Origin of the sequence: Streptomyces sp. NPDC003720, from assembly GCF_042875075.1 — a bacterium.
In the GTDB taxonomy this organism is placed as follows: domain Bacteria; phylum Actinomycetota; class Actinomycetes; order Streptomycetales; family Streptomycetaceae; genus Streptomyces.
In genome coordinates, this window is the sequence record NZ_JBIANZ010000005.1 from 316,523 (window position 1) to 338,669 (window position 22,147).

The window sequence follows — 22,147 nt, forward strand, 5'->3', positions numbered from 1 at the left end:
GGACGCCGCAAGTGATCGAACCGGACACCGGCACACCTCCCGACGCCGCGGACCGGGCGCTGGCCCTGCTCCGCGAGTGCGGCGCGCAGGACATGGCCCACCCCGGCGGCACCCTCCTCGCACACCTGCGCCGCGTCCACGACCGGCTCGCGCTGTGGCAGGCCCGCCCGGCGCTCCGGCTCGCGGGACTCTGCCACGCCTTCTACGGCACCGACGGCTTTCCCGGCGCCCTGCTGCCGGTGACCCGCCGGGCCGAACTCGCCGCGGTGATCGGCGCCGAGGCCGAGTCGATCGTCTACCTGTACGCCTCCTGCGACCGCGAGGCCACCTATCCGGACCTCGCCCGGACCGACGCCCCCTTCCACGACCGCTTCACCGGCGTGACCCACGTGCCCGGGGCGCGCTCGCGCCGGGACTTCGCCGAACTGTCGGCCGCGAACGAACTCGACCTCGCCCGGCTCGACCCCGCCTTCCGCGAGCGGTGGGGGCCCGATCTGCTCGCGCTCTTCACCCGGCTCCGGGCGCTGCTGAGCACCGAGGCATGGCTCGACTGCCGCGCCGTCCTCGCCGAGCCCGCCCCCTGACGCGCACCCGCGGCGCCGCGGTACCCGGGCCCGGGACCCCGCGTCCCAAAACCCGCGGCAATCACCGCAATTCATTTGCGGAAATTGCGCTAGGCTTGCGTACATGACGCGACGACTTGCTCAGGTGGCCAAGAAAGTGGGGGTCAGCGAGGCGACGGTCAGTCGTGTCCTCAACGGCAAGCCCGGAGTCTCGGAGTCGACCCGGCAGTCGGTGCTCACCGCTCTCGACGTCCTCGGCTACGAGCGGCCCACGCAGCTCCGCGGCGAGCGCGCCCGTCTCGTCGGACTCGTCCTGCCGGAGCTGCAGAACCCGATATTCCCGGCGTTCGCCGAGGTCATCGGCGCGGCGCTGGCCCAGCAGGGGCTGACCCCGGTGCTGTGCACGCAGACCAAGGGCGGCGTCTCCGAGGCCGACTACGTGGACCTCCTGCTGCAGCAGCAGGTGTCCGGCGTGGTCTTCGCCGGCGGGCTGTTCGCCCAGGCCGACGCGCCGCACGACCACTACCGGCAGCTCGCCGAGCGGGACATCCCGGTGGTCCTCGTCAACGCCTCCATCGAGGGCCTGGACTTCCCCTGCGTCGCCTGCGACGACGCCGTCGCCGTCGAGCAGGCCTGGCGCCATCTCGCCTCGCTGGGGCACGAGCGGATCGGGCTGGTGCTCGGCCCGAGCGACCATGTTCCCTCGCGCCGCAAGCTGGAGGCCGCCCGGGTGGTGGCCCGCCGCGCGGGCGGGGAACTGCCGGAGGAGTTCGTCGCGCGGTCGATGTTCTCGCTGGAGGGCGGGCAGGCCGCGGCCGCCCGGCTCCTGGAGCGCGGCGTGACCGGCGTCGTCTGCGCCAGCGACCCGCTGGCGCTCGGCGCCATCCGGGCCGTGCGCAGGCGGGGACTCACCGTCCCCGGGGACGTCTCGGTGGTCGGGTACGACGACTCCGCCTTCATGAACTGCACCGAGCCGCCGCTGTCGACGGTCCGTCAGCCCATCGAGGCGATGGGCCGGGCGGCGGTGGAACTGCTGTGCGCCCAGCTCCAGGGCAGCCGTTCGCACCCCGGCGAGCTGCTCTTCGAGCCGGAACTGGTGCTGCGCGGCTCCACCGCGCCCCCGCCCGCGAGCTGATCCCTCTCCTCCCACTCGGGCCGGCACCGGCGCCGGGACACCGCCCCGCGGTCCCCGGCGCCGGTGTTCTCGTATGCCCTGATCCACAAGTTCCTGCCCTCGCGATGAGGGCGTCGCGGTCCGCTCCGGACGTCTCCCGGGGCGGACCGCGGCTGCCTCGCCATCGACAGACGGCTGTTGGGTCCGCGCGCCGACTGTGGACGGTGGCGGTTCCACTGCGAGTGGACTCCGGCGCTGTCAAACAATTGCGAAATTGGCGCGAGATATTGCTGCCACTTGTTGATGGTGGTTGAGTGTGCGGCGCCCCACAACGCACCGAGTCGCCCCGACGGTGGGGCGACCTCACCGTTCATGCCCGAAGGGGACCACCCATGAGAAGTGCCCGGTTCCGCCGTACCCGTCGCTCCGGCGCGGTCGCCCTCGTCTCCGCGCTCACCCTGACCGCGCTCGCCGCCTGCGGCACCAGCGCGAGCGACAACGGCGCCGGTGGTTCCGAAGGAGGTGGCTCCTCCGACCCGGCCGCCCCCCTGGACCCCAAAACCAAGGTGACGATCACCATCGACTGCATGCCCCCCGCGGCCAAGGCGGCCGAACTCAGGGAGTGGAAGCAGGACGTCGCCGAGTTCAACAAGAAGTACCCCAACGTGACCATCGAGGGCCGCTCCACCCCGGGCCAGTGCCTGGAACCGCCCCGCTTCACCGCCATGCTGAAGGCCAAGTCCCAGCCCGACGTCTTCTACACCTACTTCACCGACCTGCCGCAGGTGCTCGACAACGACGGCGCCGCCGACATCACCGCGTACGTCAACGACAGGACGGTCCCGCTGCTGAAGGACATCGACCCGAACGTGCTCGGCTCGCTCAAGCACGACGGCAAGCTCTACGGCCTGCCGACCAGCAACTACACCATGGGCCTGCTCATCAACCGCAAGCTCTTCCGGCAGGCCGGCCTGAACCCCGACTCCCCGCCGCGCACCTGGGACGAGGTCCGCAGCGCGGCCAGGAAGATCGCCGCCCTCGGTGACGGCATCGCCGGCTACGGCGACTACAGCGCGGCCAACACCGGCGGCTGGCACTTCACCGCCCAGGTGTACAGCCTCGGCGGCGACATCGTGGACGCGAGCGGCAAGAAGGCCGCGTTCAACAACGACATCGGCCGACAGGTGGCGCGCAACCTGCACGCCATGCGCTGGGACGACGACAGCATGGGCAAGACCCAGCTGCTCAAGTGGGGCGACCTGCAGAAGCAGATTGCGAGCGACAAGCTCGGCATGTTCCTCGCCGCCCCCGACGACATCGCGTACATGGTCCAGCAACTCGGCGCGGAGTACGAGAACTTCGGCATGGGCCCGATCCCGGGCGAGAAGAACACCCTGGCCGGCGGCAACAACTACATGATCAAGAGCGGTATCTCGGGCGACAAGATCAAGGCCGCGATCGCCTGGCTCAACTTCAAGAACCTGACCGTCGGCAAGGGCCAGTTCGACTGGGCCCGCACCAAGGCCGACAAGCTCCCGGTCGGCGTCCCGCAGCCCAACTTCTGGCTGGGGGAGTCGAAAAAGAAGGACGACGCCGCCCGGCTGGCGAACGCCACCATGCCGGTCGCCAACTTCAGGACGTTCATGGACAACCCGGTGCCCGGCAAGGCCGAACCGCCGAAGGCGCAGGAGATCTACAAGGTCCTCGACAACGTCATGTCCGGCATCCTCACCAACAAGGACGCCGATGTCGACAAGCTGCTCTCCGCGGCCGAGTCCCAGGTCAACCAGGTCCTCGCCAACCAGTGACCGGCCCCCGGCGGGAGCGGGCCCACCGGCCGCCCCCGCCGGGAGCCCGCGTCGGCGGCGCCACCCCGCGGCCCTCGCCGCGTGTGCGCCCCAGCAACCCGGCAGTCGAGCACCAAGGAGCGACGATGGCGGCCCCCAGTCTGACCCCGAGCACGGCGGACCCCGCCCGCCCGGCACCCCCGAGCCCGGCGGGCCCGCCACCGCCCGGCGGCCGGTTCGCCCGCGGCCTGCGGCGCAACCTCACCGCCCACGGCTTCCTCATCGGCGCGGTGATCTGTTTCGCGGTGTTCTCCTGGTACCCGATGATCAGGGAGTTCGCCCTCGCGTTCCAGAGGACCGGCAACGGCGGGACCCACTGGGTGGGCCTGGACAACCTAGAAACCGTCTACCACGACCCCGCCTTCTGGCAGGCCTGGCGCAACACCCTGCTGTTCACCCTGCTGGCGCTGGTCCTCGGCTTCGCGGTGCCCTTCGTCACCGCGATCGTCATCAACGAGTTCCGGCACGGCCAGGGCTTCCTCCGGCTCCTCGTCTACCTGCCCGTCATGCTCCCGCCGGTCGCCTCGGTACTGCTCTTCAAGTACCTGTACGACCCCGGATACGGCCTGCTGAACGAGCTGCTGCGGTTTTTGCACCTCCCCGAGCAGCAGTGGCTGCAGGACCCCGGCCTGTCGATGCTGTCCGTGGTCGTCGCCTCGACCTGGATGAACATGGGCGGCGCGACCCTGATCTACCTGGCCGCGCTGCAGGGCATCCCCGGCGAGCTGTACGAGGCGGCCGAACTCGACGGCGCCGGCCTGCTGCGCAAGGTCTGGCACGTCACGATCCCGCAGACCCGGCTGATCCTTTCGCTGATGCTGCTGATGCAGGTCATCGCGACCATGCAGGTGTTCGTCGAGCCGTTCCTGCTCACCGGCGGCGCCGGCCCCGAGGGTTCGACCACCACGGTCGTCTACCTCATCTACCAGTACGCCTTCAACTTCAACGACTACGGTGCCGCGGCGGCGCTCGGTCTGCTCCTGCTCGTACTCCTCGCCGGTTTCTCGGCGGCGTACGTACGGCTCAGCCGCGCCCGCGACGAGTAGACGGGGAGACCGGCATGTCCACACGCACACTCATCTCACCCTCCCAACTCGCGCGACCGCGGGGCAGGTTCCTCTACTGGACCGTCTTCGTCCTGGTCGTCGCGGCCTTCGTCCTGGTGTTCCTCGGGCCGCTCTACTGGCTGGCCTCCAGCGGGGTGAAGGACCCGCAGGAGGTGATCCGGACCCCGCCGACCCTGGTGCCGAGGTCCTTCACCCCGGGCAACTACACCCGCGCCTGGGACGTCATGGACCTTGCCCGGCTGCTGCTCAACACGACGTTCTACGCGTTCGGCGCGCTGGCCTGCCAGCTCGTCCTGGACGTGGCCGCCGCCTACTCCCTGTCCAAGCTCCGCCCGGTCCTCGGCAAGGCGATCCTCGGCATGATGCTGGCGACGCTCATGATCCCGGCCACGGTGCTCGTCGTACCCCAGTACCTGACCGTTCTCGACGTGCCGCTCGTGCACCGCAACCTGCTCGACTCGCCCTGGGCGATCTGGCTCCCCTCGGTCACCAACGCCTTCAACATCTTCCTGCTGAAGCGGTTCTTCGACTCCGTCCCGAGGGAACTCCTCGACGCGGCCGCCATGGACGGCGCCTCCCCGACGCGGATCCTGTGGTCGATCGTGCTGCCCGTCTCCCGGCCGATCCTCGGCGTGGTGTCGATCTTCGCGATCGTCGGCGTCTGGAAGGACTTCCTCTGGCCGATGCTCACCCTGCCCGACCCGTCCAAGCAGACCCTCAACGTGGGGATCTACTCGCTCTCCACCGGGGTCCCCGTGAACATCCTGATCGCCGCCCTGACGATCGCCTCGCTGCCGACCCTGCTGATCTTCCTGGTCTTCCAGCGGAACATCATGAGCGGCCTCACCGCCGGCGGCCTCAAGGGCTGACCGCACCGCCCGCATCCTCCCGGCCGCCCCTCCCACCCCAGCCTTCGCCGCCGGCCCGTCCGACGCCCCGCAGCATCCGGGCCGACGGCGAAGATCCACCCTGCCCGAAAGGAACGTCAGTTGGCAGCCCCTCACTCGCCCCGCACCGACGACTGGTGGCGCGACGCCGTCATCTACCAGGTGTACCCGCGCAGCTTCGCCGACGGCGACGGCGACGGCACCGGGGACCTCGCGGGAGTCCGGGCGAGACTGCCCCACCTCGCACGGCTGGGCGTCGACGCCGTCTGGTTCACCCCCTGGTACGCCTCCCCGCTGGTGGACGGCGGCTACGACGTCTCCGACTACCGCACCATCGACCCCGCGTTCGGCACCCTGGCCGAAGCCGAGAAGCTCATCGCGGAGGCCGCCGAACTGGGCATCCGGGTCATCGTCGACATCGTCCCCAACCACGTGTCCGACCAGCACCCCTGGTTCCGTGCCGCGATGGCGGCCGGGCCCGGCAGCCCCGAGCGCGAGCTGTTCCACTTCCGGCCCGGGCGCGGCGGGAGCGGTGAACTGCCGCCCAACGACTGGCCGTCACAGTTCTCCGGACCCACCTGGACCCGGGTGCCCGACGGCGACTGGTACCTGCACCTCTTCACCCCGGAGCAGCCCGACCTCAACTGGGCGCATCCCGCGGTCCGCCGGGAGCACGAGGAGATCCTGCGGTTCTGGTTCGAACGCGGTGTCGCCGGCGTACGCATCGACTCCGCCGCCCTGCTGGTCAAGGACCCCGCGCTCGCCGACTTCGAGGAGGGCGTGGACCCCCACCCGTACATCGACCAGGACGAGCTGCACGACGTGTACCGCTCCTGGCGGTCGATCGCCGACGAGTACGGGGCGGTGTTCGTCGGCGAGGTCTGGCTGCCGGACGCGGAGCGCTTCGCCCGCTATCTGCGGCCCGACGAACTCCACACCGCCTTCAACTTCAACTTCCTGGCCTGCCCCTGGGAGCCGGACCGGCTGCGGAGCGCCATCGACGACACCCTCGCCGAGCACGCCCCCGTCGGGGCCCCGGCCACCTGGGTGCTCTGCAACCACGACGTCACACGAACCGTCACCCGCTACGGGCGCGCCGACACCTCCTTCGACTTCGCCGCGAAGGCCTTCGGCACCCCGACCGACCTCGAACTGGGCACCCGGCGGGCCCGCGCCGCCGCCCTGCTGACCCTGGCCCTGCCCGGCTCCGTCTATCTCTACCAGGGGGAGGAGCTGGGGCTGCCCGAGGCCGAGGTCCCGGTGGAGAGCATCCAGGACCCCATGCACTTCCGCTCGGGAGGCGCCGACCCGGGACGGGACGGCTGCCGCATCCCGCTGCCGTGGGAGGGCGACGCGCGGTGGTGCGGGTTCGGCGCCGGAGCCGAACCCTGGCTCCCGCAGCCCGAGGGCTGGGACCGCTACGCCGTCGACCGGCAGACGGCCGACCCGGACTCGATGCTCGCCCTGTACCGTGCCGCCCTCCTCCTGCGCCGGTCCGTCCCGGGCTTCGGGGACGGCCCCCTCACCTGGCTGCCCGCCGGCGACGGCATCCTCGCCTTCACCCGGGCGCACGGCCTGGTCTGCGTCGTCAACCTCTCCGAGCGTGCGGCCGAACTCCCGCCGCACGAGACCCTGCTGCTGGCCAGCGGCCCGCTCGACGGCGCGGGCCGGCTGCCGCGGGACACGGCCGTGTGGCTGCGCACCTGAGGGCCGCTGTCGACGGGGGCGGGGCGGCACCGTGTCACACGGTGTCCTCCAGGCCCCGAACCGCACCGCCGGCCCCGCGCCCGCCCACCTCACCAGGGGAACGCGCCCGACCCGCGGAAGGAAACGAACAACCAGGCGACCAGGGGGAAAAGCACCAGGAGCACGAAGCCGGCCAGCGCCTTCGCCCACCCGGCGGTCCGCCCGCGCCCGTCAGCCGGCACGGCGGATCACCACCCGGTGGGGCGGCAGCTCGCGTGGTCGACGCATCGGCTTCCTCCCGGCTCGCCGGGCGTGACCCTGCAGGGCGTCCGACATGCACATGCTAGGCAGGCGCCGCCTTCCCCTCACCGCTTCCCGCTCGCGTCAGTCGTCCAGCCGCACCGGCATCAGCAGGGAGAAGGTGTGCTCGTCGTCCGGGCGGCGGATCGCGAGCGGGGCCGTCGGGGACGTGGACTCCAGGACGAGGCGTTCGTGGGCGGCGGCGGTGAGGGCCTGGAGGAGGAACTCGCGGTTGACCGCGATGACGTCCTGGCCGGCCCCGGCCTCCTCGCGGACGGTCACCGTGTCGTCGTCCGTCACTTCGAGCACGCTCAAGTCGGCTGCTGAGCCTTCCTGTTCGTGGACCGGGCCCGTCTCGAGCGCCTCGCGCAGGACGGACGTGTCCACGAGGACGCGGCGGCCCGCCGGCAGGTGGACGAGGCGGCGGTAGTCGGGGAAGTCGTGGTCGAGGCACTGCCCGGCCACCTGACGGTCGCCGGCCTCCAGCCTCACCCGGTCGCCGTCCAGCTCCAGCCGGACGGGCCCCTCGCCGCCGAGCAGGGCGCGCATGGCGTCGGCGAGCGGGGCGGGCACGACGGCCTGGACGCGCGGGCCGGCGTGCCCGGTGGCCGCCGTCCGGGAGACGGCCATCCGGTAGCGGTCGGTGGCCACGGTGTGCACGCCGTCTCCGTCGACGTCGAACAGGACGCCGCCGAGCATGGGAAGTTCGGGGTCGGTGCCGACCGCGAAGCGCACCGCGTCCAGGGCGGCGGCGAGTGCGGGGGCCGGGACGGACAGGCTGACGGGGGCGGTGTCGCGCGGGGACATGGGGTTCTCCCTCTGGTCGAGTAGGGCTCGGAGTGCGGAGAACTCGGCGCGCGCATCGGACAGTCCGGCCTCCAGCCGGCGCAGATGGGCCGCCAGCAGGGTGCGGGCCAGGGCGGTGTCGGTTCCGGACCACGCGGCCAGCACCAGCCGGATGTCCGCCAGCGGCATACCGGCCCGGCGCAGGCGCGCCAGCACCCGGGCCTCCGCCAGCTGCTCCTCGCCGTACCAGCGGTACCCGCTCACCGGGTCCACCCGGACCGGGACCAGCACGCCCGCCCGGTCGTAGAACCGCAGGGCGCTCACGCCCAGTCCGCTGGCGCGGGCCGTCTCCCCGATACTGCGCATCTCGCTCTCCACACCCGGAACCCTGAGCCCTCGACCAGGTCGAGGGTCAAACCCGGCCTGGATCAGTCTCCCGCCGTCGCGGTCGCTCCGAGACCTCCCGGCCGCGGGACGGTCCCCGGGCGGCGCTCGGGCCGCCAGGTCGCCATCAGCGCACCGGCCAGCAGGAGTTCGGCGATGTCGCCGCCGTAGTACATGATCTCCGCGCCCTGCCGGACCTGTTCGACGGGGGCGCGGATGTCGACGTAGAACCCGCCGTACATCGCCTGGGCGATCAGGGCGTGCGCGGCGATCGCGACGCCCAGGTACACCAGCCGGGCCCGGACTCCGGGACGGGCGGGCGCGGGGTCGGGGCCGGCGACGGCGTGGGCGAACAGGCATCCCGACGCCAGGAAGTGCGCCAGCATCAGCCAGTGCCCCAGGGGGTGGCCCATGGCGGCGTTATAGACCGGCGTGAAGTAGAGCACCGCGAGGCTGCCGGTGCTCAGGGCGAGCGCCACCGCCGGACGGGTCAGCACCCGGACCGGGCCGCTGTGCAGCAGCGCCGAGAGCGTGCGGGCCCGGGCGGCCGGCAGCGCTCGCAGCAGGAGTGTCACCGGCGCCGCCAGCACCAGCGCGGTCGGCGCGTACATGCCGACGAGCATGTGCTGCGCCATGTGCCCACGGAAGTCGGCGTGCGCGGCGGACGACAACGGCGGAAGCAGGGCGATCGCCAGCAGGCACAGCCCGCCCAGGAACGACGCCGACCGCCAACGGCTCCAGCCGCGTGCGGGGTTGCGGCGCCGGACGCGGCGCACCGCGAGCAGATGGCAGCCGGCCGCGGCCAGCAGGACCGCCAGGATCAGCGCCGTCGGCACGGCCGCGGGCATACCGCCGGCACCGCCGTGGTGGTGCATGTCGCCCATCAGGCGTGGTCCTTGGCGTCGCGGGGCGCCGCCGGGTCGTGAGGCGTTCCGCCGCGCTGGATCAGGTGACCGGCGAGCATGAGAACAGCGCCGAGCACCAGGAAACCGGCGTCCCACCACGCCTGGTGGGGACCCCCGTGGACGTGGTGGATCCCCAGGATCTGGTGGTCGAGGAGGCCCTCGACCAGGTTGAACAGGCCCCAGCCGAAGAGGATCCAGCCCCACAGGACCCGTGAGGTCCACACGGCCCGCCGGTTGTGCGTGACGCGCGAGTACAGCAGGGCCAGGCCCAGGAGCACGGCCACCCAGCACACCGCGTGGAAGACGCCGTCCCACACCGTGTTCATCCGCAGGCCCGAGACCGTGTGGGGGTCGTAGTACTTCACCCCGATGCGGTCGTGGTTGGTGCTGGTGAGCATGTGGTGCCACTGCAGGAGCTGGTGCAGGAGGATGCCGTCGACGAACCCGCCCAGCCCCACGCCGAGGACGGTCCCCGGCAGGCGCAGACTGCTGGGCTCGGCTGTGCGCGGCGGGGCTGTGCCTGGCATGGTGGCCATCACCTGGTCTCCGTTCGGTCGGCGGTGCCGGTCTGGTCCTGGGGCGTGGTTTCCCGAACGGCACGCCACAATCACGCGGCGCGGTGCGCTTTCGGTCAATCGCCGAAGACCCCGGAAAAACTGGTCCAACCAGTTGACCAGTGGCCGCGGCCGGTCCACGCTGCTCGCCATGACACGGCACGGCATACGGCGTGAGGCGGTCTCCGACCAGCTCTTCGCCGTCCTGCGCGACAGGATCCTCGACGGCGGACTGCCGCCCGGCTCGGCGCTCATGGCCGAACGCGAGCTGGCTTCCGAATTCGGCGTGAACCGGCACGCCGTCCGTGAGGCCGTCAAACGCCTCCAGCAGGCGCGGCTCGTGCGGGTCAGTCACGGCGGGCGCACACTCGTCCAGGACTGGCGGCGCTCCGCGGGCCTCGACCTGGCCCTGGGCATCGCGGCGGCCGACGCGGGGCCCTCGGTCGAGGACCTCGCGCGGGACGCCCTGGAGATGCGGGCGTGCGTCGGCGCCGACGCGGCCCGCCTGTGCGCGATCCGGTGCTCCGGGAAGGCCGCCCGCGAGATCGTCGAGGCCGCTGAGCGGTACGCGCGCAGCGGACCCGATCCGGCCGAGCTGGACGAGGCCGACATCGCGTGGTGGCGGCTCGTCGTGGAGGGTTCCGGGAACGTCGCCTACCTGCTGGCCTTCAACAGCCTCGTCGGAGGCACGCTTCCGGTCGCCGACGTGCCCGGCGACCTGCGGACGGCGGAACTCCTCGACGCGGCGGCCCGGCTCCGGCTCGCCGCCCACATCGAGGCGCGCGAGGCGGAGGCGGCCGAGCGCCTGGCGCGTGAGCTGCTGTCCCGAAGTGTCCCGACGACGCCCCGGAAGGCGGAGCGCTGACATGATCCCTGCCGTGGTCTACGCCATCCCGGCGTTCGTGCTCCTGGTCGTGGTGGAGGCGTTGTCCTACCGCTTTCTGCCAGACGACGAGGAGCGCGGGTACGAGCTGCGCGACACGGTGACCAGTATGTCGATGGGCGCCGGCAGCCAGGTCGTCGCGGTGCCGTGGAAGGCGGTGACGGTCGTGGTGTACGCGGCCCTCTTCACCGTCGCTCCCTGGCGGCTCTCCCCGTCCTCGGCGTGGACGTGGCTGCTGCTGTTCTTCGCGGACGACCTGGCGTACTACGCCTTCCACCGTGCCCACCACCGGGTCAGGGTGCTGTGGGCGAGCCACGTGGTCCACCACTCCAGCGTCCGCTTCAACCTCTCGACCGCCCTGCGCCAGAGCTGGACGCCGATGACCGGCCTGCCGTTCTGGCTGCCGCTGGCGCTGCTCGGCATCCCGCCGTGGATGATCCTGCTGCAGCAGGCCTTCAGCCTCGTCTACCAGTTCTTCCTGCACACCGAACGGGTCGACAGGCTGTGGCGTCCGGTGGAACTCGTCTTCAACACGCCCTCCCACCACCGCGTCCACCACGGGTCGAACAACGAGTACCTGGACCGCAACTACGGCGGCGTCCTCATCGTCTGGGACCGGCTCTTCGGGACCTTCGAACCGGAGGGCGCCCGCGCGGTGTACGGCCTCACGAAGAACATCGGCACCTACAACCCGGTGCGGGTCGCCTTCCACGAGTACACGGCCGCCTGGCGCGACGTCCGCGCGGCCCGGAACTGGCGCCAGCGCGCGGGATATCTGTTCGGGCCGCCCGGCTGGTCGCCCAGGGCCGAGGGGTGATCCACGCACCTGCCGCCGCGGCCCGGCGCGTACCCATCAACTGACAGGTTCCGGACAAAGAGTTGGCCAAGTGCCGGACCCCCTCGCCCGCGCGTGATCGGGTCTCCTGCGACGGCTGTACGACACCCGTTCGGGAGGATCCGGTGCCAGCACCAACCCGCAGCAGACGATGGCTCACGATCTGTGCCGTCACGGCAACCGCCGGGCTCGTCGCGATACCCGCGACCGCCGCGCCCGGCCGCCACGCAAGTCCCTTCGGAGTCCGCGCCCTCGACCGGCTCGCCGCCCAGCGCGAGCACGCCATCGGGGCCGCCGGCCCCCGGGCGAAGGCGGAGGACGGGGACGACGGCAACGAGGCCGACGAGATAGCCGAGGGCGCCGACCAGTACGCCGAGGCACGCACCGCGCCCGGCGTGGTCGCCCCGGGCGCCTACGGCGCCGCCTGGCGCGGCCTGACCGGCCTGAAGCGGACGAAGGGGAACTGGCGGCACGTCACGGGGCTGACCTACGACTCCGACGACCCGCGCTACCGCGACATCGACTCCAACTCCAGCGGCGGCTCCGGCGACGTCACCGGGCGGATGGCCGCCATGGCCGCGGACGACGACGGCTACGTCTACGCGGGCAGCGCCGGCGGAGGGGTCTGGCGCTCGCGGACCGGCGGCGGGCACTGGCGGTCCATCAGCGACCGGCTGCCCTCGCAGTCCACCGGAGCGCTCGCTGTCGACGGCGCCGGACGGCTGTGGCTCGGCACCGGCGAGGCCAACACCAACGCGGACGCCTACCTGGGCAGCGGCGTGTACGTGCTGTCCGACCCGCACCACGGCTCCTTCACCACCCGCAGCCGGGTCGGCGGCGACGAGCTGGAGAGCACCACCGTCCGCCAACTGCGCTTCGCCGGCGGCAAGGTGTGGGCGGCGACCAGCGAGGGCGTGTGGAGCCACTCCACCAAGAACCTGCACGGCTCCTGGAAGCTGGAGTTCGCGCCCAACCCCGACTACCTGCCGGGCGGTTCGAAGGCGACGGACGCGGACGCCGCGTACAAGAACATCACCAACGACATCGCCGTCGACCCCAAGGACCCCGCCAAGGTGATCCTCGCGGTCGGCTGGCGCAGCGGAGACGACTACAACGGCTTCTACACCAGGGCCGCCGGCGGCTGGCAGCGGATCACCAGCGGCTTCGGCGAGCTGCCGACCGACGCCGACAACGTCGGCACGGTCACCTTCGCCCGCTCCGCCGACGGCTCCCGCTACTACGCGATCGACCAGTCGCCCGAGCAGATGGCGACGAACCCCGACAGCGGCCTGCAGGGCATCTACAGCGCCGCCTCGCCCTTCGGGCCCTGGACGAAGATCGCCGACTACAAGCAGCTGGCGGCCGACGGCTCCGCGCTGACCACGGCCGGGTACATGCCGGGCGTGCAGGCCTGGTACAACCAGTTCCTCACCGTCGACCCGGCCGACCCCAAGCACGTCTACGCCGGCCTCGAAGAGGTCTACGAGACCAGGGACGGCGGCGCCACCTGGTCCACCGTGGGCCCGTACTGGAACTTCAACTTCCCCTGCTGGAGCATCGATCCCGCCCGGCAGACCGGAAGCTGCAGCCAGACCACGCACTCCGACCAGCACGGCGTCGCGATCGGCCGCTACCACGGCAGGAGTTTCGTCTACGTCGGCAACGACGGCGGCGCCTACCGCCGCCCGGTGCGCGGCTCCCAGGACTCCGCCGGCCACGCCACGGACTGGACCTCGCTCAACGACGGCACCATCGACACCCTCCAGTACTACTCGGTGGGCGTCGGCAGGGACCCGGGCCACCACGGGGTGGCCGTCACCGGCGGTCTGCAGGACAACGGCCAGTCGATCCTGCGCAGCGACGACAAGGTGATGGGCTCCGACTTCGGCGGCGACGGCGGCGACACCCTCACCGACCCGGCCAACGGCTGCGACATCGCCGAGGAGTACGTCTACCTCGCCGTCCAGGTCACCCAGAACTGCGCCGTGAACGACGGCTCCTGGATGACCGACCCCGCTAAGGCGACCTCGTACAACGTCGCCCCGGCCGACAACATCACCGGCGAGGCCCGCTTCATCGCCCCGCTCGCGGCCGACATGAGGAACAGCGCGACCTGGATCGCCGGCGGCCGGCACATCTGGGTGCAGGACCACGGCTACGCCATCCGCAGCGGCTCCGAGTGGCGGAGCGTGTACGACCTCGGCGCCGGCCGCACCGCGACCGCCGTCGCCGCCTCGGGCGGCAAGGTGTACGCGGCCTGGTGCGGGCCCTGCAACGAGGACGGGTTCGCCCGCGGCATCGCCGTCGGCAACGCGGACGGGACCGGCTGGCACGACATCGCCCTGCCGGCCACCGGCGCCGACGGGACGGTGCCCAACCGCTACCTCAGCGGCTTCGCCGTCGACCCGAAGAACGCCGACCACGTCTTCCTCGCGGTCAACGGCTTCTCGCGGCACTGGACCGAGGGCCCCGGCGCCGGCAAGGGTCATGTGTTCGAGTCCGCCGACGGCGGCGCCACCTGGAAGGACGTCTCGGCGAACCTGCCCGACGTGCCGGCCGACTCCGCCGTGGTGACCTCGAACGGCGGGCTCGCCCTCGCCACCGACCTGGGCGTCGTCTACCGCGCCCCGGGCCACACGAAGTGGCAGCGCGTCGGCTCCCTCCCGGCCGTCGCCGTGCTGCAGCTCAAGCTCAGCCCCGACGGGGGCACCCTGTACGCGGCCACCCACGGCCGCGGCATCCACGCCATCAGGGTGCGCGACCTCGGCTGACGCCGCCCCGCACGCGTGAGGGGTGATCCCGGATCCCGGGGTCACCCCTCCGCCGTGCGCGGCACGCCGCGCCCGACCGTCCACCGGCGTCCGCGGGACGCGGTGTCGCGCCCGTCGCGGCCTCCGGTTCAGTTGCCGCGCAGACGGGTCAGCGTCGCCTCCAGGTCGGCCTGACGGGGCCGGTTGTGCGGGAGCTTGGCGAGCATGGCGGCCATGCCGCAGGTGTTGGTCACCGCCGAGAACACCAGTCCGCCGGCGATGCCCGCGCTCAGCAGCCGGAAGGCCGGGTGCACGAACTCGCCCAGCGCCAGACCGAGCAGGACCACGGAGCCCGCGGTGAGGCGGACCTGCCGCTCCATGCCCCAGGTCGCCCGCGCGCCGCCCTCGGGACGGTCGAGGTCGTTGCCCTGGGCGGCCCAGGCGCCGGTGCCGCCGGCGAGGGTGGCGGTGTGGACGCCGCTCTCGGCGAGCGTCCGGCAGGCGTTCTCGGAACGGGCGCCCGAGGCGCAGACGACGAGGACCTCGCCGCGCTCGGCGGCGGCCCGGATCTCCGGCACCGCCCGGCCGAGCTGGTCGAGCGGGATGTTGAGGGCGCCGGGAATGTGGCCGCCCGCGTACTCGCCGGGGGTGCGGACGTCGATGACGGTGAGTTCGTGCAGCCGGGAGCGGGCCTGCTGGGGGTCGAGGGTGACGGGGGTGGCCATCGTGGATCTCTTCCTTCTTGTGTGTGGGGAGGCGCCCCGGACGGGGGCCGTACCGCTGGAGTCGTGAGGCGGGCCGGTGCGGGCCGGGCCGCCGTGGTCAGACGAGCGCGTCGAGGAGCATGAGGGCGGCCACCGCGAGCAGCACGCAGGCGAACACCCGCTGCAGCGCCTGGCCCTTGATCTTCTTCGAGAGCCGTTTGCCGTCCCAGGCGCCGAGGATCGCCGCCGCGGTGAACGGGGCGACGACCGCCCAGTCCAGGTGCGTCCCGCTGCCGGCCCGGGCGCCGAGCGCCGCCAGCGAGTTGATCGTGATGACCAGCAGGCTGGTGCCGACGGCCCGGCGCATGGGCAGGCTCAGCACACCGACCAGGGCCGGCACGGCGAGGAAGCCGCCGCCCACGCCGAGGAACCCGGTCACCGCGCCGAGCCCGGCGCCGGCGGCGCCGGCCTTCCCGGGCCTCACCGCGCCGGACGTCTCGGTCCGGGCGGGACGCAGCATGCGCAGCGCCGCGAGCGCCGCGACGACGGCGAAGGCCGCCGTCAGCCCGGCCTGGGGGAGGTGCCCTGCGGCGGCCCCGGCGAGCATCGCGGGCACGATGCCCGCCGCCGCGAAGAGCAGCCCGGTGCGCCAGGCGACGTTGCCGTCCCGGGCGTGTCCGGCGAGGGCGGTGACCGAGGTCAGGGTGACGATGACCAGGGCGGCCGTGGTGGCCTCCGCCGGGGTGAGGCCGAGCAGGTAGATCAGGGCGGGCACGGCGAGGACGCTGCCGCCACCGCCGAGGCCGCCGAGGGCCAGGCCGACGACGGCGCCGGCGACGAGCGCGAGGAGCAGAGCGGTCATGCTATCGAGCCGTGGTTCCCGCGTTCGTCGACGACCGGATGCCCGGCGGCGGCCCACGCCTTCATGCCGCCCTTGACGTCCACCGCCTCGGCGCCCCCTTGGGCGAGCAGCTCGGTGGCCCGCCGTGAGCGGTGCCCGCTGCGGCAGATCACCACCAGGGGCCGCTGCCGGGCGACGGCCGGCAGCGCCGCCCCGGCGGTCAGCCGGGACAGGGGCGCGAGGACCGCGCCGGGCGCGTGCCCGGCGTTCCACTCGTCCCGCTCGCGCACGTCCAGCAGGACGGCCGGGGCCTCGGGGCCCTGGGTGCGCCGGTGGGCCTCGTCCACGGTGACGCGGTGGTCGCCGCTACGGAAGAGGAACATCACACAACCTCTCGGAAAGTCGGATGGGGTGGGTGCCAGGGCCGGTCAGCCGGCGACCACGGTCAGTCCGGCGGGGGCGGCCGCGTCGAAGCCGTCGTCCACGGCCACGACGTCCCGTCCGGAGGCGTCGAGCAGCGAGGCGGCGATGGCGGCCCGCATCCCGCCGGCGCAGTGCACCCAGACGGTGCCCGCTGGTACCTCGGCGAGCCGCTTGTGCAGCTCGTGGACCGGGATGTGCACCGACCCCTCGATGTGTCCGGTGGCCCGCTCGGAGTCGCGTCGCACGTCCAGCACGACCACGCCGTCCGTGCCGCGCTCGGCCAGGCCGGCGAAGGTGGAGCGGGCGAAGGAGGCCGGCCGGCCGCCCTCGGGCACCCACTGCTCCGGCGTCCCGGTCGCGGCGGCGGCCGGCCGGTCGATGCCCACCCGGACCAGCTCCCGCTGCGCGGCGGCCAGTTGCTCGGGGGACTCCGCGAGCAGCGTGACCGGCTTCCCCCACGGGATCATCCAGGCCAGGTACGTGGCGATCTTGCCGTCCGCCTCGAAGTTGAACGAACCGGCGACATGGCCCCGCGCGAACGCGACCCGGTTGCGCAGGTCCACCACCCACTCGCCGGCCGCGAGCCGCGCGGCGATCTCGTCCGCGTCCGCGACGGCCGGGGGAGTGAGGTCGACCGGGGCCGGACCGGCGGCGTTGGCCGGACCCATGTGCGCGTAGTAGGCGGGGACGTCCTCGAGACCGGCGAGCAGGTCCGCGACGAAGGAGTCCACGTCCTGGGTGAGCGCCGCGTTGGCGGCCTTCTCCTTGCCGATCGTCGTCGCGTCCCCCTCCGCCTGCGCCGAGGAACAGAAGCTGCCGAAGCCGTGCGTCGGCAGCACCCGGGTCTCGTCGGGCAGCTCGGCCGCGAGACGGTGGGCGGAGGCGTGCTGGGCGCGCGCCAGCCGCTCGGTGAGGCGGGGCTCGACGAGGTCGGGGCGGCCCACCGTGCCGATCAGCAGCGATCCGCCGGTGAACGCGGCCACCGGTACGCCGTTCTCCCGCAGCACGTAGGAGGTGTGGTGCGGGGTGTGGCCGGGCGTGGCTACGGCCCGCAGCTCGAGACCGCTGTCCACGGCCACCGTGTGACCGTCGGCCACCGGCACCCGGGCGAACGACACGTCCGCCCCGGCCGGCACCAGATAGGCGGCTCCCGTGACCCGGGCCAGCTCAAGGCCGCCGGTGACGTAGTCGTTGTGGATGTGGGTCTCCACCACGTGCGAGATCCGCACGCCACGCCGGGCGGCGGCCGCCAGGACCTGATCGAAGTCGCGCGGCGGATCCACCGCCACGGCTGTGTCACGGCCGCCGGCCAGGTAATGGCGGTTGCCCAGCCCCTCGAGCTCGATGGTGTCGATGAAGAACACGGAGATGCCCCTTCCACGGAGATTACCCCCCCGGGTATGTATGCCACCGTAACACGGGTACCCCGGGGGGTATCCCTGGAGCTGTGCGGAAGGGAGGGGAGGGGAGGGGAGAAGGGGAGGGGGTGGTGCGTTGAGGGGGTGCCTGAGGGGGCCGACCTCGGTCGCAGCACCGGGGCCGCGACCGATCCCCCGATCCGGTCGCGGCCCCTCCGGTGGCGAGTGCTGGGATCGATCAGGAGCCGCAGCAGCCGCCCGCTGCCCCCTCCCCGGCAGGGACGTTGGCGCCGATGCGGATCGGCTGCGTTGCCGGGGCGCAGCATCCGCCGCCGGTCTGGTCTGCTTCGGGGGCGTCGAAGAGACCCGCTCCGCCGCACACCCCGGTCTCCGGGAGGGCGAGTTCGACACGGTCGGCGGACTCGATGTCGCCGGCGATGGCGGCCGCGACCGAGCGGACCTGCTCATAGCCGGTCATGGCGAGGAACGTCGGGGCTCGGCCGTAGGACTTCATGCCGACGAGGTAGACGCCCTGCTCGGGGTGGGTCAGTTCCCGGTGGCCGTGCGGGTGGACGGTGCCGCAGGAGTGCTGGTTGGGGTCGATCAGCGGAGCGAGTGCGGTCGGGGCCTGGAGGCGTTCGTCCAGGCCGAGGCGGATCTCCGACAGGAACGACAGGTCGGGGCGGAAGCCGGTCAGCACGATCACCTCGTCGACCGGCTCCAGGCGACGGCCGTCCTCGGCGACCAGGACCACGCGGCCGTCGCCGTCGCGCTCGATCACCTCGGTGCGGAAGCCCGTGACCGCGTCCGCGTGCCCGTCGTCCACTGCCGCCTTGGCCGCCAGGCCGAGCGCGCCGCGGGCCGGAAGCTGGTCGGCGGTGCCGCCGCCGAAGGTCGAGCCGGAGATGCCTCGACGCAGAATCCACACAGCCTTCGTGCCCGCACCATCGTCAGACTTGGCCAGGTCGGCGAGGTAAGCCAGCGCGGTGAACGCGGAGGCTCCGGAGCCGATGACGGCGGTGCGCTTGCCGGTGTACCGGGCCCGCCCAGCCGGGTCCTTCAGATCGGGGACGCGGTAGGCGATCCTCTCGGCTGCCGCCCGCTCGCCGAGGGCCGGAAGGCCGCTGCCGCCGGCGGGCCCGGGGGTGGCCCAGGTGCCGGATGCGTCGATGACCGCCCGGGCGTACAGGCGCTCCTCCCGGCCGTCGGCGTGCTCCACGTGGACGACGAAGGGCTGCGCCTCGCGGTCGGCGTCGACGATCCGGTCACGGCCAGTGCGCGAGACGCCGGTCACCCGGGCGCCGGTGCGGACCGTGTCGCCGAGCGCGTCCGCGAGGGGCTTCAGGTAGAGGTCGGCCCAGTCCCCGCCGGACGGGTAGGCGCCCGCGTCCGGCTTGCTCCAGCCGGTGGGGGCGAGGAGCTTTTCGGCGGCGGGGTCGACCACTTCGCCCCACGTGGAGAACAGCCGCACGTGCGCCCAATCCCGCACTCCGGCGCCGGCGGTCTGTCCGGCTTCCAGGACCACTGATGCGAGGCCGCGCTCGGCCAGGTGGGCGGCGGCGGCCAGGCCGACCGGCCCGGCTCCGATCACGACGACGGGCAACTCGGTGGTGGGCGCGTTCACGGCGACTCCTTGCGTGTTTCGATGTTTGTCGATGGCCTGCATCGCAAGCGTGACACCTGTATCGACAGGCGTCAACATAGACATTCATCGAATTGAGAGCCGCGAGAGAGGCCAAGGGGGCGGCGATAAGCGGTGGCCGGCCCGTCCTCGCGGCGACGCGGCGGCGGACATGTCACTCCAGTGGAAGGCGGCCGCCGGCGCCGACCATGGCCCGCCTGGTTCGACGTGTGTCAACATAGACGCATGTCGAATGCGAAGCCGCTGCCGCTGCTCGAGCCCGAAGGGCGGGGTGTGGCACCGTGCTGCCCGCCGCTCACCGAGAGGCCCATGACCGCCGAGGAGGCCGAGACGGCTGCCCGCATGTTCAAGGCGCTCGGTGACCCGGTCCGCCTGCGGCTGTTCTCCGCGGTCGCCTCGCACGAGGGCGGCGAGGCGTGCGTCTGCGACATCTCCGACGTCGGAGTCTCCCAGCCGACCGTCTCGCACCACCTGAAGAAGCTGAAGGAGGCGGGTCTGCTCAGCTCCGAACGGCGCGGCACCTGGGTGTACTACCGAGTCGAACCGTCCGTCCTGGCCGCGATGGGCCAGCTCCTGGTCCTCCCCGCAGCCGCCTGATCACACAGAGGCCTACGGGAAAAAGCGAACCCCGCCCTGCAGTACGGGGCGGGGTTCGCGGCACGTCTAGGCCACGGGAGCCTGAGCACGGGCGGTGAACTTCCTTCGCCAGGCGAGGGAGACATAGACCAGGGCGACCAAGACCGGAACCTCGATCAGCGGGCCGACGACGCCTGACAGGGCCTGACCGGAAGTGACGCCGAAGGTGGCGATGGCCACCGCGATGGCCAGCTCGAAGTTGTTGCCGGCGGCGGTGAAGGCGAGGGTGGCGGTGCGGTCGTAGGCGAGGCCGATGGCCTTGCCCAGGGCGAACACGCCGAACCACATGATCGCGAAGTAGGCCAGCAGCGGCAGCGCGATGCGGGCCACGTCCAGCGGCTGGGAGGTGATCGTCCTCCCCTGCAGGGAGAAGAGGACGACGATCGTGAACAGCAGGCCGTAGAGCGCCCATGGGCCGATCCTCGGCAGGAAGCCGGTCTCGTACCGCTCGCGGCCGAGCTTCCTCTCGCCGATGCGGCGGGTGAGGAACCCGGCGAGCAGTGGAACGCCGAGGAAGATGACGACGTTCAGCGCGATCTTCCACATGGGAATGTTCAGGTGCCGGCCGTCGCCCAGGCCGAGCCAACCGGGCAGCAGATCAAGGTAGAACCAGCCCAGCAGGCCGAACGCCAGAACCTGGAACACCGAGTTGAGGGCCACCAGGACGGCGGCGGCTTCACGGTCGCCGCAGGCGAGGTCATTCCAGATGACGACCATGGCGATGCACCGTGCGAGACCGACGATGATCAGGCCGGTGCGGTACTCAGGCAGATCCGGCAGGAAGATCCAGGCGAGGGCGAACATCACCGCGGGTCCGACGAGCCAATTGACGACCAGCGAGGACACCATCAGCTTCTTGTCCCCGGTGACCGCATCGAGCCTGTCGTAGCGGACTTTGGCCAGCACCGGATACATCATGACCAGCAGGCCGATGGAGATCGGCAGCGAGACGCCCCCGATCTCCACCTTGGCCAGAGCATCGTTCAGTCCGGGGACGACCCGGCCGAGGCCGAGGCCGACGCCCATGGCGAGCAGGATCCAGACGGCGAGAAAGCGGTCGAGCGTCGAGAGCTTCGCGACGATCGAGGTCTCCTCAGTGGTCGCGAGTGCTTCGGTGCGGGTCACGGGCAGGCCCTCTTGTTGTCGGCGGCGTTCCGGGCGGACTCGGCCAGCTCTGCGAACCGCCCGGCGAGGTGGGCGATGACGTCCGGGCGCAGCTTGTAGTACGTGTACCGGCCGCAGGGCTCCGTATCGACGACCCCGGCCTCACGCAGCACCTTCATATGGTTGGAGAGGTTGGTCTGTTTGGCTCCGGTCTCCTCGACCAGGTGCGTGGTGCAGAGCGTCTCCCGGGCGAGCAGGGTGACGATCCGGAGCCTGAGCGGGTCGGCCAGCACCCGGAGCAGATCAGCGTCGACTGACGTCAGCATGGGCTGATACTGTCACATCAGCCTGGACTGATACCAGTTCAGGCTGATCTCAAGGAGCTGTATCCCGACGTCCACTGGCGCACCGCCCGAAGTGGCCCCGCTCGGTCAGCCGTGAAGGAAGAACCGATGTCCTCCAGCCCGCTCGCCTCCGTGCTGTTCGTCTGCGTCCACAACGCAGGCCGCTCCCAGATGGCCGCCGGATTCCTCTCCCACCTCGCGGGCGACGGGATCGACGTCCGCTCCGCCGGTTCCGTCCCCGGCGACCAGGTCAACCTGGCCGCGGTGGAGGCCATGAAGGAAGTCGGCGTCGACATCTCGGCCGCCACGCCGAAGGTTCTCACCTCCGAGGCCGTCCAGGCGTCCGACTACGTCATCACCATGGGCTGCGGCGACGCCTGCCCCGTCTTCCCCGGCAAGAGGTACCTCGACTGGGCCCTGGAGGACCCGGCCGGCAAGGGCGTCGAGGCCGTGCGCCCGATCCGCGACGAGATCAAGACCCGCGTCGAGGCCCTGATCGCCGAGATCGACGCCGCCGCGAAGCAGGACTGATGC

The 22,147-nt window shown here is 72.1% G+C and carries 21 protein-coding genes; 11 read left to right on the forward strand and 10 right to left on the reverse strand.

The window, feature by feature from the left end:
- Nucleotides 1-11: 11 nt before the first annotated feature.
- The 6 genes from ACFYU0_RS16005 to ACFYU0_RS16030 all read left to right on the forward strand — a co-directional run bounded on the left by ACFYU0_RS16005 (nucleotide 12) and on the right by ACFYU0_RS16030 (nucleotide 7,185).
- Nucleotides 12-584, forward strand: a complete 573-nt coding sequence (locus tag ACFYU0_RS16005; protein WP_389301393.1) for a DUF6817 domain-containing protein — start codon at nucleotides 12-14, stop codon at nucleotides 582-584.
- A gap of 103 nt (nucleotides 585-687) precedes the next feature.
- The gene (locus ACFYU0_RS16010; protein WP_351668099.1) at nucleotides 688-1,698 is read left to right on the forward strand and encodes a LacI family DNA-binding transcriptional regulator; all 1,011 of its coding nucleotides are present in this window, start codon (nucleotides 688-690) and stop codon (nucleotides 1,696-1,698) included.
- A 371-nt stretch (nucleotides 1,699-2,069) separates the two neighbouring features.
- Nucleotides 2,070-3,485, forward strand: coding sequence for an extracellular solute-binding protein (locus ACFYU0_RS16015; protein ID WP_389301395.1), 1,416 nt, complete (start codon nucleotides 2,070-2,072; stop codon nucleotides 3,483-3,485).
- A 125-nt stretch (nucleotides 3,486-3,610) separates the two neighbouring features.
- Entirely contained in the window at nucleotides 3,611-4,570 is a 960-nt protein-coding gene (locus ACFYU0_RS16020) for a sugar ABC transporter permease (RefSeq protein ID WP_351668095.1), read from the forward strand.
- A 14-nt stretch (nucleotides 4,571-4,584) separates the two neighbouring features.
- Nucleotides 4,585-5,460, forward strand: coding sequence for a carbohydrate ABC transporter permease (locus ACFYU0_RS16025; RefSeq protein ID WP_389301398.1), 876 nt, complete (start codon nucleotides 4,585-4,587; stop codon nucleotides 5,458-5,460).
- A 120-nt stretch (nucleotides 5,461-5,580) separates the two neighbouring features.
- Nucleotides 5,581-7,185, forward strand: coding sequence for a glycoside hydrolase family 13 protein (locus ACFYU0_RS16030; protein ID WP_389301401.1), 1,605 nt, complete (start codon nucleotides 5,581-5,583; stop codon nucleotides 7,183-7,185).
- A 363-nt stretch (nucleotides 7,186-7,548) separates the two neighbouring features.
- Here ACFYU0_RS16030 and ACFYU0_RS16035 read toward each other — a convergent pair whose 3' ends face one another.
- The 3 genes from ACFYU0_RS16035 to ACFYU0_RS16045 all read right to left on the reverse strand — a co-directional run bounded on the left by ACFYU0_RS16035 (nucleotide 7,549) and on the right by ACFYU0_RS16045 (nucleotide 10,075).
- Entirely contained in the window at nucleotides 7,549-8,616 is a 1,068-nt protein-coding gene (locus ACFYU0_RS16035; protein WP_351668089.1) for a MerR family transcriptional regulator, read from the reverse strand.
- A gap of 62 nt (nucleotides 8,617-8,678) precedes the next feature.
- Nucleotides 8,679-9,509, reverse strand: coding sequence for a cytochrome c oxidase assembly protein (locus tag ACFYU0_RS16040; protein WP_389301920.1), 831 nt, complete (start codon nucleotides 9,507-9,509; stop codon nucleotides 8,679-8,681).
- An 8-nt stretch (nucleotides 9,510-9,517) separates the two neighbouring features.
- Entirely contained in the window at nucleotides 9,518-10,075 is a 558-nt protein-coding gene (locus tag ACFYU0_RS16045) for a DUF2243 domain-containing protein (protein WP_351668085.1), read from the reverse strand.
- A 169-nt stretch (nucleotides 10,076-10,244) separates the two neighbouring features.
- Here ACFYU0_RS16045 and ACFYU0_RS16050 point away from each other — a divergent pair, with 169 nt between their 5' ends.
- The 3 genes from ACFYU0_RS16050 (at nucleotide 10,245) to ACFYU0_RS16060 (ending at nucleotide 14,582) form a co-directional block, all read left to right on the forward strand.
- Nucleotides 10,245-10,958, forward strand: coding sequence for a GntR family transcriptional regulator (locus tag ACFYU0_RS16050; RefSeq protein ID WP_351668083.1), 714 nt, complete (start codon nucleotides 10,245-10,247; stop codon nucleotides 10,956-10,958).
- Between the two features lies 1 nt (nucleotide 10,959).
- Nucleotides 10,960-11,793, forward strand: coding sequence for a sterol desaturase family protein (locus ACFYU0_RS16055; RefSeq protein ID WP_351668081.1), 834 nt, complete (start codon nucleotides 10,960-10,962; stop codon nucleotides 11,791-11,793).
- 143 nt (nucleotides 11,794-11,936) lie between these two features.
- Nucleotides 11,937-14,582, forward strand: a complete 2,646-nt coding sequence (locus ACFYU0_RS16060) for a glycosyl hydrolase (RefSeq protein WP_389301406.1) — start codon at nucleotides 11,937-11,939, stop codon at nucleotides 14,580-14,582.
- A 128-nt stretch (nucleotides 14,583-14,710) separates the two neighbouring features.
- Here the strand turns inward: ACFYU0_RS16060 and ACFYU0_RS16065 are convergent, their stop codons facing one another.
- The 5 genes from ACFYU0_RS16065 to ACFYU0_RS16085 form a co-directional block, all read right to left on the reverse strand.
- Nucleotides 14,711-15,286 (reverse strand): rhodanese-like domain-containing protein, encoded by a 576-nt coding sequence (locus ACFYU0_RS16065; protein WP_389301407.1) that lies wholly within the window; start codon nucleotides 15,284-15,286, stop codon nucleotides 14,711-14,713.
- A 97-nt stretch (nucleotides 15,287-15,383) separates the two neighbouring features.
- On the reverse strand, nucleotides 15,384-16,127 hold the full coding sequence (locus ACFYU0_RS16070) for a sulfite exporter TauE/SafE family protein (RefSeq protein WP_389301410.1): 744 nt from the start codon (nucleotides 16,125-16,127) through the stop codon (nucleotides 15,384-15,386).
- A complete protein-coding gene (locus ACFYU0_RS16075) occupies nucleotides 16,124-16,489 on the reverse strand; it encodes a rhodanese-like domain-containing protein (RefSeq protein ID WP_389301413.1) in 366 nt (121 codons plus the stop codon). The genes ACFYU0_RS16070 and ACFYU0_RS16075 overlap by 4 nt, the downstream gene beginning before the upstream one ends.
- 45 nt (nucleotides 16,490-16,534) lie before the next feature.
- Nucleotides 16,535-17,893 carry a rhodanese-like domain-containing protein gene (locus ACFYU0_RS16080; RefSeq protein WP_389301416.1) on the reverse strand — a complete coding sequence of 453 codons (1,359 nt, stop codon included), beginning with the start codon at nucleotides 17,891-17,893 and terminating at the stop codon, nucleotides 16,535-16,537.
- Between the two features lie 232 nt (nucleotides 17,894-18,125).
- Complete coding sequence (locus ACFYU0_RS16085) at nucleotides 18,126-19,511, reverse strand: NAD(P)-binding domain-containing protein (RefSeq protein ID WP_389301419.1); 1,386 nt, start codon at nucleotides 19,509-19,511, stop codon at nucleotides 18,126-18,128.
- A gap of 243 nt (nucleotides 19,512-19,754) precedes the next feature.
- Here ACFYU0_RS16085 and ACFYU0_RS16090 point away from each other — a divergent pair, with 243 nt between their 5' ends.
- Complete coding sequence (locus ACFYU0_RS16090; protein WP_389301421.1) at nucleotides 19,755-20,126, forward strand: ArsR/SmtB family transcription factor; 372 nt, start codon at nucleotides 19,755-19,757, stop codon at nucleotides 20,124-20,126.
- A 66-nt stretch (nucleotides 20,127-20,192) separates the two neighbouring features.
- Here ACFYU0_RS16090 and arsB read toward each other — a convergent pair whose 3' ends face one another.
- Together arsB and ACFYU0_RS16100 are read right to left on the reverse strand one after the other, a co-directional pair.
- The gene (gene arsB, locus ACFYU0_RS16095) at nucleotides 20,193-21,290 is read right to left on the reverse strand and encodes an ACR3 family arsenite efflux transporter (RefSeq protein WP_389301422.1); all 1,098 of its coding nucleotides are present in this window, start codon (nucleotides 21,288-21,290) and stop codon (nucleotides 20,193-20,195) included.
- The gene (locus ACFYU0_RS16100) at nucleotides 21,287-21,595 is read right to left on the reverse strand and encodes an ArsR/SmtB family transcription factor (protein WP_389301425.1); all 309 of its coding nucleotides are present in this window, start codon (nucleotides 21,593-21,595) and stop codon (nucleotides 21,287-21,289) included. The genes arsB and ACFYU0_RS16100 overlap by 4 nt, the downstream gene beginning before the upstream one ends.
- 126 nt (nucleotides 21,596-21,721) lie before the next feature.
- Between ACFYU0_RS16100 and ACFYU0_RS16105 the strand changes: the two genes are divergently transcribed.
- Nucleotides 21,722-22,144: an arsenate reductase ArsC gene (locus ACFYU0_RS16105; protein ID WP_389301427.1), complete on the forward strand. Its 423-nt coding sequence runs from the start codon at nucleotides 21,722-21,724 to the stop codon at nucleotides 22,142-22,144.
- Nucleotides 22,145-22,147 lie beyond the last annotated feature (3 nt).

What these genes read in the sequence shown, in the direction of transcription:
- ACFYU0_RS16010 (WP_351668099.1), top strand. Translation starts at nt 688, where the DNA reads ATGACGCGACGACTTGCTCAGGTGGCCAAGAAAGTGGGGGTCAGCGAG.
- ACFYU0_RS16015 (WP_389301395.1), top strand. Translation starts at nt 2,070, where the DNA reads ATGAGAAGTGCCCGGTTCCGCCGTACCCGTCGCTCCGGCGCGGTCGCC.
- ACFYU0_RS16020 (WP_351668095.1), top strand. Translation starts at nt 3,611, where the DNA reads ATGGCGGCCCCCAGTCTGACCCCGAGCACGGCGGACCCCGCCCGCCCG.
- ACFYU0_RS16025 (WP_389301398.1), top strand. Translation starts at nt 4,585, where the DNA reads ATGTCCACACGCACACTCATCTCACCCTCCCAACTCGCGCGACCGCGG.
- ACFYU0_RS16035 (WP_351668089.1), bottom strand. Translation starts at nt 8,616, where the DNA reads ATGCGCAGTATCGGGGAGACGGCCCGCGCCAGCGGACTGGGCGTGAGC.
- ACFYU0_RS16040 (WP_389301920.1), bottom strand. Translation starts at nt 9,509, where the DNA reads ATGCACCACCACGGCGGTGCCGGCGGTATGCCCGCGGCCGTGCCGACG.
- ACFYU0_RS16045 (WP_351668085.1), bottom strand. Translation starts at nt 10,075, where the DNA reads ATGGCCACCATGCCAGGCACAGCCCCGCCGCGCACAGCCGAGCCCAGC.
- ACFYU0_RS16050 (WP_351668083.1), top strand. Translation starts at nt 10,245, where the DNA reads ATGACACGGCACGGCATACGGCGTGAGGCGGTCTCCGACCAGCTCTTC.
- ACFYU0_RS16055 (WP_351668081.1), top strand. Translation starts at nt 10,960, where the DNA reads ATGATCCCTGCCGTGGTCTACGCCATCCCGGCGTTCGTGCTCCTGGTC.
- ACFYU0_RS16065 (WP_389301407.1), bottom strand. Translation starts at nt 15,286, where the DNA reads ATGGCCACCCCCGTCACCCTCGACCCCCAGCAGGCCCGCTCCCGGCTG.
- ACFYU0_RS16070 (WP_389301410.1), bottom strand. Translation starts at nt 16,127, where the DNA reads ATGACCGCTCTGCTCCTCGCGCTCGTCGCCGGCGCCGTCGTCGGCCTG.
- ACFYU0_RS16075 (WP_389301413.1), bottom strand. Translation starts at nt 16,489, where the DNA reads ATGTTCCTCTTCCGTAGCGGCGACCACCGCGTCACCGTGGACGAGGCC.
- ACFYU0_RS16090 (WP_389301421.1), top strand. Translation starts at nt 19,755, where the DNA reads ATGTCGAATGCGAAGCCGCTGCCGCTGCTCGAGCCCGAAGGGCGGGGT.
- ACFYU0_RS16100 (WP_389301425.1), bottom strand. Translation starts at nt 21,595, where the DNA reads ATGCTGACGTCAGTCGACGCTGATCTGCTCCGGGTGCTGGCCGACCCG.
- ACFYU0_RS16105 (WP_389301427.1), top strand. Translation starts at nt 21,722, where the DNA reads ATGTCCTCCAGCCCGCTCGCCTCCGTGCTGTTCGTCTGCGTCCACAAC.